Annotated in this window: 11 protein-coding genes; 7 read left to right on the top strand and 4 right to left on the bottom strand. The window is 67.6% G+C overall.

Features of this window, described 5'->3' with window-relative positions; genetic code table 11:
* The 4 genes from ABZF37_RS05405 to ABZF37_RS05390 all read right to left on the bottom strand — a co-directional run.
* Nucleotides 1–333: site-specific integrase (locus ABZF37_RS05405; protein ID WP_372717579.1), on the bottom strand; the 333-nt coding region annotated here is incomplete at its 3' end.
* On the bottom strand, nucleotides 330–983 hold the full coding sequence (locus ABZF37_RS05400; RefSeq protein WP_372717578.1) for a DUF484 family protein: 654 nt from the start codon (nucleotides 981–983) through the stop codon (nucleotides 330–332). The genes ABZF37_RS05400 and ABZF37_RS05405, both read right to left, overlap by 4 nt.
* Nucleotides 984–994: 11 nt before the next feature.
* Nucleotides 995–1,840 carry a diaminopimelate epimerase gene (gene dapF / locus ABZF37_RS05395; protein ID WP_372717575.1) on the bottom strand — a complete coding sequence of 282 codons (846 nt, stop codon included), beginning with the start codon at nucleotides 1,838–1,840 and terminating at the stop codon, nucleotides 995–997.
* A complete protein-coding gene (locus tag ABZF37_RS05390; protein WP_372717573.1) occupies nucleotides 1,837–2,718 on the bottom strand; it encodes an ATP-binding protein in 882 nt (293 codons plus the stop codon). Before ABZF37_RS05390 ends, dapF begins: the two co-directional genes overlap by 4 nt.
* Nucleotides 2,719–2,788: 70 nt before the next feature.
* On the opposite strand from ABZF37_RS05390, the gene cysQ reads away from it, so the two are divergent.
* From cysQ to purT, 7 genes are all read left to right on the top strand, one after another.
* Nucleotides 2,789–3,598, top strand: a complete 810-nt coding sequence (gene cysQ, locus ABZF37_RS05385) for a 3'(2'),5'-bisphosphate nucleotidase CysQ (protein WP_372717571.1) — start codon at nucleotides 2,789–2,791, stop codon at nucleotides 3,596–3,598.
* Nucleotides 3,599–3,736: 138 nt separating this feature from the next.
* Complete coding sequence (locus tag ABZF37_RS05380) at nucleotides 3,737–4,891, top strand: 3-deoxy-7-phosphoheptulonate synthase (RefSeq protein ID WP_372717569.1); 1,155 nt, start codon at nucleotides 3,737–3,739, stop codon at nucleotides 4,889–4,891.
* A gap of 118 nt (nucleotides 4,892–5,009) precedes the next feature.
* Complete coding sequence (locus ABZF37_RS05375) at nucleotides 5,010–6,638, top strand: acyl-CoA dehydrogenase family protein (protein WP_372717567.1); 1,629 nt, start codon at nucleotides 5,010–5,012, stop codon at nucleotides 6,636–6,638.
* Nucleotides 6,617–7,816, top strand: coding sequence for a CaiB/BaiF CoA transferase family protein (locus ABZF37_RS05370; protein WP_372717581.1), 1,200 nt, complete (start codon nucleotides 6,617–6,619; stop codon nucleotides 7,814–7,816). The genes ABZF37_RS05375 and ABZF37_RS05370 overlap by 22 nt, the downstream gene beginning before the upstream one ends.
* A gap of 67 nt (nucleotides 7,817–7,883) precedes the next feature.
* Nucleotides 7,884–8,264, top strand: a complete 381-nt coding sequence (locus ABZF37_RS05365) for an antitoxin Xre/MbcA/ParS toxin-binding domain-containing protein (RefSeq protein ID WP_372717564.1) — start codon at nucleotides 7,884–7,886, stop codon at nucleotides 8,262–8,264.
* Nucleotides 8,230–8,961: an RES family NAD+ phosphorylase gene (locus ABZF37_RS05360; RefSeq protein WP_372717561.1), complete on the top strand. Its 732-nt coding sequence runs from the start codon at nucleotides 8,230–8,232 to the stop codon at nucleotides 8,959–8,961. Before ABZF37_RS05365 ends, ABZF37_RS05360 begins: the two co-directional genes overlap by 35 nt.
* A gap of 39 nt (nucleotides 8,962–9,000) precedes the next feature.
* A complete protein-coding gene (gene purT / locus ABZF37_RS05355; protein ID WP_372717559.1) occupies nucleotides 9,001–10,203 on the top strand; it encodes a formate-dependent phosphoribosylglycinamide formyltransferase in 1,203 nt (400 codons plus the stop codon).
* Nucleotide 10,204 lies beyond the last annotated feature (1 nt).

The raw sequence follows: 10,204 nt of genomic DNA, 5'->3' as shown, positions 1-10,204 counted from the left end.
GGCCGGCAGCCGGCGTGGGCTCTTGGGCGCGCGGATGCCGGCAGCCGGATCGGCCCGCAGGCTGCCTGCATCAATCAGATGGCGGTAGTAGCTGCGCAGCGCGGCCAGCAGGCGCGCGATGCTGCGCCCGGACAGTCCTTCACGGGCGAGCGCGGCCACCAGGCTGCGCATCTGGGGTGGCGTCAGCGCGGCCAGGGTCGGCGCCCCCAGGGTCGGCAACACGTGCTGACAGCGCAGCAGGTCGCGCCGATACGCGGCCACCGTATGCCGGCTGACCCGTTGCTGGTCGCCCAGCGCGGCAAGAAACACCTCGATGGACGAGGACTCGCTCACTCGGCCAGGCGACCGTGCCAATGTGCGCCCATCAAGCGGGCCAGGCGGTCCAGGAACAGCGTGCCCAGCTCCGGGCTGAAGCGCTCGACATCGCGGGCGCCAAGTAACAACAGGGCGCCCGTGCGACCGGTGGGTAGCGGCAGCACGGCGGCCGAGCCCAGTTCCTCGCCAAGGTAGGCGTGTACGGTCGGCAGGTCGCCCGGCGGCAAGCAGCGCGCTTTGCCATGCTCAAGGTCGGCGGCGAACGGTGCCGGATCGAAGTCGGTGATCACCTGTTTGAGCGCCTCCGGCGGTGCCACCGGTGTCAACACCCGCACGACGTCGGTACCGAAATCGCGTTTCAGGTGCGTTTCGAGGGCGTGTAGTACGGCGGCCATGGCGTGGCAGGCGGCCAACGCCACGGCGAGCTCGAACAGCTTGCCGTACTGGTCGTCGTGCCGGTGCGCGGCATCGATCACGGCGTCCAGGCGCGCGGTCAGGGCATGGTTGCGCTCGCGCAGGGCGGCGACCTGACGCTCGACCAGCGATACCGCCCCACCCGTTGGGTGCGGCACGTTGAGCGCTTCGAACACTTGCGGGTGCTGTTCCAGAAAATTCGGGTTCAGCAGCAGATAGGCGGCCACCTGGGCGGCGTCGGCAGCGGGTTTCATGGTGGATTTATTCATTGGCGAAGCGTGCCCTCGAAGACGGTGACGGCCGGACCCGTCAGAAATACCGGGGTGTCCGGCCCAGCCCAGGCCAGGCGCAGGGCACCGCCAGCAAGGTGCAGCGTGGCGGTTGGTCCGAACATGCCCCAGCGGTAGCCGGCGACGAAGGCCGCGCAAGCGCCCGTGCCGCAGGCCAGAGTTTCGCCAACACCGCGTTCGTAGACGCGCAGCCGCCCTTCGTTCTGGCCAAGTACTTGCAGGAACCCCACGTTGACGCGCCGCGGGAAGCGGGTATGCCCCCCCAGCTGCGGGCCAAGCGTTGCGACCGGCGCCGTGGCGACATCGTCCACCCGCAGCACGGCATGCGGGTTGCCGATGGCCAGCGCGGCGACGCGCACCGGGCCGCCGGCCAGCTCAATCGTGTAGTCCAGGGCTTCGGCTGGGGCATCGAATGGAATACGCGCCGGCTCAAAACAGGGAATGCCCATGTCCACCCTGACCTCGCCATCGGCCAGCAGCTGTGGCCGGATGAGCCCGCCCAGGGTATCGAACATCAGGCTGGTCTTCTCGCTTAGCCCCTGGTCGTGCACAAAGCGTGCGGCGCAGCGGGCGCCATTGCCACAGTGTTCCACTTCGCCGCCGTCGGCGTTGAAGATGCGGTAGGTGAAGTCGGCATCGTCTCGCCGTGGCGCCTCGATGAGCAGTAGCTGGTCGCAGCCCACGCCAAAGTGGCGGTCGGCGATGGCGCGTACCTGGGCTGGGCTCAGATCGACCTGCTGACGCACGCCGTCGATGACCACGAAATCATTCCCCAGACCATGCATCTTGGTGAATCCGAGAGTCGCCGCAGGGGTACTCATGGCGCCTCGCCCAGGCGCGCGCGACCGGCGTAATCCCGCGCAAACTGCCAGGCGCTGCGGCCACTGCGACTGCCGCGCGTCAGCGCCCACCGCAGCGCCTGCTCGCGCATGTCGGCCGGTTCGCTGACCGCGCAGCTCAGACGCGTCAGCCAATGCCGCACGATATCCAGGTAGCGGTCCTGGTCGAAGGGGTGAAACGCCAGCCACAGTCCGAAGCGCTCGGACAGGGCGATCTTCTCTTCCACCGCCTCGGCGAAGTGGATTTCCTCGCCGACGTGCCGGGTCAGGGTGTTTTCTTCCTGGTATTCCGGCAGCAGGTGGCGACGGTTGGAGGTGGCGTAGATCAGCAGGTGCTCACGCCCGCCGCTGAGCGAGCCATCGAGCGCGACTTTAAGTGCCTTGTAAGCCGGCTCGTCGCTGCCGAAGGACAGGTCGTCGCAAAACACGATGAAGCGCTGCGGCAGGCCCGACACCGCTGCGGCGATGTGCGGCAGGTCGACCAGGTGATCCTTGTCCACCTCCAGCAGGCGCAATCCGCTGCCCGCATAACGCGTCAGCAGCGCCTTGATCAGCGAGGACTTGCCGGTGCCGCGGCTGCCCCACAGCAAGGCGTCGTTGGCCGGTGCGCCGGCCAGGAACTGGCGGGTGTTGCGATCGAGCGCGGTTTTTGCGCGATCGATGCCCATCAGGTCGTCAAACTGCGCCGGCTGCGGCTGGTCGATGGGCAGCAGCAGGCCATGGCCGACGCGCCGCGCCTGCCACCGGGCCGCCAGTGTGTGCTGCCAGTCGATGTCGACGGGCGGTGGCGGCAGCAACGCTTCGACGCGGTCAAGCAGGGTTTCGGCGCGGCTGGCGAGTCTGGTAAGTTGATCGTTCATTCGGCGGCGGCGTTCACAGCGTGCTGCATTCTACCTACTCGTTATCGTTCTACCGCTCCTGGGACCTCGCATGTCTGTTGCCTCCGATCCTGTCACCCTGTTGCCAGCGGTGATTGAAATTGCCCGCCGCGCCGCCGCCGCCATACTGGAAGTCTACGAGAGCGAGTTCGCGGTTGAGCAAAAGGACGACCGTTCGCCGTTGACGGCGGCCGACCGCGCCGCCCACGTTCTGATCGTAGCCGGCCTGCGCGCGCTGACGCCACAGTGGCCCGTGCTGTCGGAAGAGTCCGACAGCATCCCGTATCCGCAGCGCCGTGCCTGGCAACGCTACTGGCTGGTGGACCCGCTGGACGGCACGCGCGAGTTCGTGAAGCGTAACGGCGAGTTCACGGTGAACATCGCGCTCATCGATGGTGGTAAACCGCTGCTGGGCGTGGTGCAGGTGCCGGTGCGTGGCGAGGTCTACGCGGCGGCAGAGGGCGCCGGTGCGTGTCATATCGCCGCCGACGGCAGCCAGCGCCGCTTACAGGTCAGTCGTTACGATGGCGGCCCACTGCGCGTGGTAGCCAGCCGCTCGCATGCCAGCCCCGAGCTCGCGGCGGTGCTGGCGACCTTGCCGGGGCACCTGATCGTGCCGATCGGCAGCTCACTCAAGATCTGCCTGGTGGCAGCGGGCGAGGCGGATTTTTATCCCCGCCACGGACCCACCAGCGAATGGGACACCGCCGCCGCGCAGTGCGTCCTGGAGCAGGCCGGAGGTGAGCTGACCGATTTCGCCCTGCAACCGCTGCGGTATAACAAGGTGTCGCTGCTGAATGTTCCGTTCGTGGCGTTCGGCGCCGGGCAACGACCCTGGCAGGCCGCGCTGCAAGCCCGCTAGCGGCCAGGGTGCTTTTGCGGGCAGACATGGGGTCGTGTCTGCCTGTTCGGGTCGGGGCATGGGCACTGACCTTCCGACCAATACCTGGCGCTAATGCTGGCCTAGCATTTGGCGCCGCTGATACCTACGAGACGCAGCATGATTCTCATTCTTGACGAACAAGTTCATCCGGGAACACCGCTGTTCGAGGCGATCATGGAGTATCTGTCGCATCGGTCCGGTGTCAGCGCCCGCGTGCACGAAGTGAAAGGTGATCTGCAAACCCTGACCGAGATTTACCTGATTGGTGATACTGCCACCCTGGACCGGGAGGAAATCGCCGAACTGGCGGGTGTCGACCGTGTGGTGCGGGTGTCTCGCGAGTACCGCATCCTGGGTCGCCACAAGGACGATTTCCGGCCGAGCGGTTTCGAGTACAACGGCGTCAGCTTCAGCCAGGAGACTTTCGAGCTGTTCGCCGGCCTGTGCGCGGTCGACAACCGCGATCACGTCGACCGCACGTTTCGCGCCTTGGCAGCGCAGGGCCTGCGCTGCGCGCGCATGGGCGCCTACAAGCCGCGTACCAGTCCGTATGCGTTTCAGGGTCATGGCGCGGCGTGCCTGCCGTTCGTGTTCGAATCCGCGGCCAGCCATGGTGTGCGCGTCATCGCCATGGAAGTCACGCACGAGAAACACATTCAGGAGATCCATGACGCGTTGGCCGCGGCCGGCAATGGCACCGGTGTCATGCTGCAAGTAGGTACGCGCAATACGCAGAACTTCGAGCTGCTCAAGGCGATCGGTCGCCAGCATGAATTTCCGGTGCTGTTCAAACGCGGTTTTGGCATCACCCTGGAAGAGTCGCTCAACGCCGCCGAGTACCTGGCCAGTGAGGGCAACCAGCGGGTGGTGTTCTGCCTGCGCGGAGTGAAAAGCAATCTTGGCGAACCGCATCGCAATCTGGTGGATTTCGCCCAGGTGCCGGTGGTCAGGCGCCTCACGCGTATGCCGGTGTGTGTGGATCCCTCCCATGCGGTCGGTCGTCGTGACCTCAGCCCGGACGGGATCGAGGACATCCATCACGCCGCCGTGCAGGGTGTCGTCGCCGGCGCCAATATGGTGCTGGTGGACATCCATCCGGAGCCGGGCAAGGCGCTGGTCGATGGTCCGCAGGCGCTCACCCTGGACGAGTTGCCGCTGTTCGTGGAAGACCTGAGGATCGCCCGCGAGGCCTACCTGAAACGTCGCGCTGCCCATGAACGGGCACGGTCACCGGCGGAACTGCCGAAGCCAGCCGACTCGCAGCCAGCGTGATCGAAACGGCCACCGCTAGGTCAGCTACCGTGGCTGTCAGATAATCCCCGCTCTGAGGCGCTACGGTAATCGCCGTGGTCAAGGCGCTGCCGCCGCGCGGCGCTGATGGGGAGGCAGGATGACGGCAGGTGACCACGGAGGGGCGGCGCTGGTTTTGGCGGCCGCCGTGTCGACAGCGCTGCATCAGCGGCTGGTGCAGCGCACCGCGGCCGGGCGGGATATTGATAATCACCAGATGGCCGTGCGTCGCTACGCCGGTCTTGCGGCGCGCGTGGCGGCGGCGCGGGCGCTCACGCACTGGGCGACCGCCCAGGCTGCCCCGGGCCTGTCGGCAACGCTGTTTGCCGCCGAGGTAGCCTTTGACGCCGTGCATATGGCGGAAAGACACCAAGCCGATTTTGGCCTGACGGCCGCGGACGTGGCGGCGTTGTGCCTGCCAGGCTCGCGTGAGGCCCTGGCGGCGACGCTCGCCGAGTCCAACTTCCGCGCCGTGGCGGCGCAAGGCGAGGTTGAACAGTACGCCAACCACGGTGCGCTGGTCGCTGCCGATGCCGAGCTGATCGCCGCGCTGCGGGACTCGACGCGCCGATTTGCCGCCGAACGGGTGGCGCCGCTCGCCCAGCACATCCATCTCGAAGACCTGCTGGTACCGGAAGATCTGATCGGCGCCATGGCCGAGCTTGGATTTTTCGGCATGTCGATTCCGGCCGAGTACGGCGGTACCGGCATGAGCAACCTGGCCATGGTGGTGGCTACCGAAGAACTGTCATGCGCCTCGCTGCCGGCCGCCGGCAGCCTGATTACCCGCCCGGAGGTGCTGGCCAAGGCGCTGCTGGCTGGCGGTACACAGGCACAGAAACAGCGCTGGCTGGGACCGGTGGCGCGTGGCGAACTGATGGTTGGTGTGGCGGTGACGGAGCCCGATACCGGCTCCGATGTGGCTGCGCTGCGTTGCCGGGCGACTGCGGCGACCCAGGACGGCGTGGCCGGCTGGGTGATCGACGGCGCCAAGGCGTGGAGCACCTTCGCCGGGCGGGCCGACGTACTGGCGCTGCTGGCGCGCAGCGATCCTGATCCGGCCGCCGGCCACCGCGGACTGTCGTTGTTCATCGTGGAGAAGGAACGTTGCCTCGGGCATGCGTTCGATCTTCGCCAGCCGGGCGGTGGGCGGCTTACCGGCAAGGCCGATCGCACGCCAGGTTATCGGGGCATGCACTCGTTTACCTTGCAGTTCGAGCGCTGGTTCGTACCCGGCGACCGGCTGGTGGGCGAGGCGGGTCGCGGTTTCTATTACCAGATGGCCGGTTTCGCCGCCGGGCGCCTGCAGACCGCCGGTCGTGCCACCGGCCTGGCCCAGGCCAGCCTGCAAGCTGCTGGGGAATATGCGCAGCAGCGGCGGCAGTTCGGGCGGCCGATCGGCGAGTTTCAGAGCACCGCTTATGAACTTGGCTGGATGGTGATGCGCACCGAGGCGGCACGCCAGCTCAGCTACGCCGCGGCGAGTGCCATGGATGCCCGCGCCGCCGATGCCGGGCTGCTGGCTGCGATGGCCAAACTTTACGCTTGCCGGGTCGCGGTGGATGTGTCGCAGCGGGCGCAGCTGCTGCACGGTGGCTGGGGCTACGCGGAGGAGTTCCCGATTGCCCGTTATGTGGCCGACGCCCAGGTGCTGCCGATTTTCGAAGGCGTGGAGCCGATCCTGGAACTGAAGGTCATCGGTCGCCAATTGCTCGCGGGCGGCACGTGAGTCCGGGGGCCCTGGCTGGGCTACGGGTGTTGGATTTGTCACAGGTGTTGGCGGGGCCGTTCTGCACGCAACTGCTGGCCGACCACGGCGCCGAGGTGATCAAGATCGAACCGCCGGAGGGCGATCCCGCGCGCCGTTTCGCGCCGTTCCGGGCGGATGATCACGAGCGCGCTTTCGGCGGCTATTTCCAGAGCATCAACCGCGGCAAGAAAAGCGTGGTGCTGGACCTGAAGGCCCCGTCCGGGCGCGCCGCACTCCTGAAGCTGGTGGCGAGCGCCGACGTGCTGGTCGAGAACTACCGCGCCGGCGTAATGGAACGCCTGGGCCTCGGCTTTGAGGTATTGGCGCAGATCAACCCGCGCCTGGTGTACGGGGCCATTCGTGGCTTTGGTGACCCGCGCAGCGGCGAGAGTCCCTACAACGACTGGCCCGCCTTCGATGTGGTGGCTCAGGCCATGGGCGGCATCATGGGGATTACCGGCCCGGCCGCCGACGTGCCGCTGAAAATTGGTCCGGGCGTCGGCGACACGGTGCCGGCATTGATGCTGGCCTTCGGCATCCTGGCCGCGGTTCGCCACGCCGAGCGCAGCGGCCAGGGGCAGTTTCTGGACATTTCCATGATTGATGGCGTGCTGGCCCTGTGCGAGCGGCTGGTGCACCAGTACAGCTACACCGGCGCGGTGGCTGGTCCGGAGGGCAACGGCCACCCGCTGCTGTGCCCGTTCGGGCTGTTTCGTGCGGCGGATGGCTGGGTCGCTGTCGGCTGCCCCACCGACAAGTTCTGGGTCGAGCTGGCCCAGGCGATCGGCCGCCCGGAACTTGCCACAGACCCGGCCTACGCAACCAATGCCGCGCGCCTGGAGCGGCGCGCCGATGTGACCGCCGTTGTCGAAGGCTTCACCCGTTCGCGCAGCAAGGCGCAGATCAAGGCCATATTCGGCGGCCGGGTGCCGTTCGGGCCGGTGCAGGATGCAGCCGAGATCTTTAACGACCCGCACTTTGCAGCCCGCGGCATGCTCGTGGAAGTGGAACAACCGGGCAGTGCCAGGCCGGTGACCATTGCCGGTGTGCCCGTGCATCTGTCCGCCACGCCGGGCGCGGTTCGCGGCCGGTCGCCCAGGCTTGGCGAGCACACGGCGCAGGTGCTGGCCGCTTTGGAGGCAGACTCCCCGTTATAAGGGCTTGTCATTGGCTGGGTTATTCCTGAGAATACACAAGCAATAGATTGCCTACGGAGAATTCGCCATGACCCAGGCGCTGGCCGCTGCCGTGTCCGACACGGGCCGGGTACTGACTCAGGCACTGATTGAAACAGCTGGCCGGCTACAGATCGGTCCGAGCGAGCTGAAGGCCATCATCGGCGTCAGTCAGCCGACCGCCTCGCGTTTGCTGAACGGGGCATACCAACTGGTGCCGGGCAGCAAGCCGTTCGAGCTGGCGGCCCATCTGGTTCGCCTGTACCGCTCGCTTGCCGCCATGGTTGGCGGTGACGACACCCTGGCCGGCCGCTGGCTGCGCAGCGCCAACCTGACTTTCGAAAACGCCCGGCCGATCGACGCCATCAAGCGCGTGGACGGGCTACTGCACGCCTGTGAGTACCTGGACGCCCACCGCGCTCGCGTCTGAGGCCGGACACTGGGCTGGCAGCGGCTGGCGGGCGGTGGAAGCCCAGCACCAGGTAGCCACGCTGCGTCTGGCGCGCGGCAACCTGGACGACCAGCGCTTGCTGGAAGACATCCTCGACACCGCCAAGCCGCCGGCTGCCAAAGCGGCGGGCGATCTGCACTGGCTGTTGGCGACGCCGTTTCGCTACCGGCCGCCGGTCGGCGGTTCGCGCTTTCGGGCGCGCACCCATCCGGGCGTGTTCTATGGCGCGCAGGACAGGCCCACCGCCTGTGCCGAGGCCGGGTACTGGCGTTTGCGATTTTTCCGCGACAGCGCGGGCCTGGCTGGCGAGTCGGCCACGGTAATGCTCACGCTGTTCGAATTCCACGCCGCCACTGACTACGCCCTCGATCTGACCACCGCGGTGTTTGCCGATACGCGGCTGGCGCTGACCGATCCGGCCGACTACAGCGTCAGCCAGGCGCTGGCCGAGCAGGCGCGCGGGGCGGGCATTGAGCTGATCCGCTATGGCTCCGCGCGGCAGGTGGACGGCGTGTGCCTGGCCCTGCTCACGCCGGAGCCGTTTCGGCAGGTGGCGCAGCCCTATCGCAATCAGCACCAGACCTGGCAGCTGACTGTGCTGCCGCCGACGCGGGTGGTGTGGGAGCGCGAACTGCACGCCGAGCGCTGGGAGTTTCGTTACGCCGGTGCCGCTTGAGACAATGCCGCTTCCCGTCGCCTGTCCCAGGACCTCGCCATGCACGTAGGCACCCCGCTCGCCGCCAATGCCACACGCGTCATGCTGCTGGGCGCCGGCGAGCTCGGCAAGGAAGTCATCATCGCCCTGCAGCGACTGGGCGTGGAGACCATCGCCGTCGACCGCTACGCCAATGCACCAGGCCACCAGGTGGCGCACCGCGCGCACGTGATCGACATGACCGACGGCGCGGCGCTGCGGGCGCTGATCGAGCGCGAGCGGCCGCATCTGGTGGTGCCGGAAATCGAAGCCATCGCCACGGCGACCCTGCTCGAAATCGAAGCCGATGGTCTGGCGGAGGTCATTCCCACCGCCCGCGCGGCCCAGCTGACCATGAATCGCGAGGGCATTCGTCGCCTGGCAGCCGAGCAGTTGGCCCTGCCCACCTCGCGCTACGCCTTTGCCGACAGTCTGGCGGGGCTGCAGGCGGCGGTGGCCGGCGGGGTCGGCTTCCCGTGCCTGGTCAAGCCAGTCATGTCTTCGTCCGGCAAGGGCCAGTCCCTGGTCCACGACGCCGCCGAACTTGAAACGGCCTGGGCGTACGCGCTCGCCGCTGGCCGGGTGCAGCAGGCGCGGGTGATCGTGGAAGAACTGATCCGCTTCGAGTACGAGATCACCCTGCTGACGGTACGCAGCCGCGGCGTCGACGGGGACATCGAAACCCATTACTGCGCGCCGGTTGGCCACCGCCAGGTGCATGGCGATTACGTCGAGAGTTGGCAGCCGCAGGCGATGAGCGAAACCGCGCTGGGACGTGCGCGGGACATTGCCGGGCGGGTAACGGCGGCGCTTGGTGGGCGCGGTATTTTCGGGGTGGAGCTGTTCGTGCGCGGCGACGAGGTGTGGTTCAGCGAGGTCAGCCCGCGTCCGCACGACACTGGCCTGGTGACCCTCGCCAGTCAGCGGCTGTCGGAGTTCGACCTGCACGCGCGCGCCATTCTGGGTCTGCCGGTCGATGTCGAACTGGTCAGCCCGGCCGCAAGTGCGGTGATCTACGGCCAGTTACAGGCGGTCGGCATCGGCTACGCCGGTGTCGAGCAGGCCCTGCGCATCCCGGGCACCGACATACGCCTGTTCGGCAAGCCCGAGTCCTTTCCCAAGCGACGCATGGGCGTGGCCCTGGCACGTGCCGATACGGTCAACACTGCTCGCCAGCGGGCGCGGGACGCCGCCGCTCAGGTGCGGCCGCTGCCGCCGGGCTGAC

Source organism: Immundisolibacter sp. (assembly GCF_041601295.1).
Lineage (GTDB): Bacteria > Pseudomonadota > Gammaproteobacteria > Immundisolibacterales > Immundisolibacteraceae > Immundisolibacter.
The sequence above is the reverse complement of the archived record's forward strand: the minus strand, read 5'-3'. Positions and strand labels throughout refer to the sequence as shown.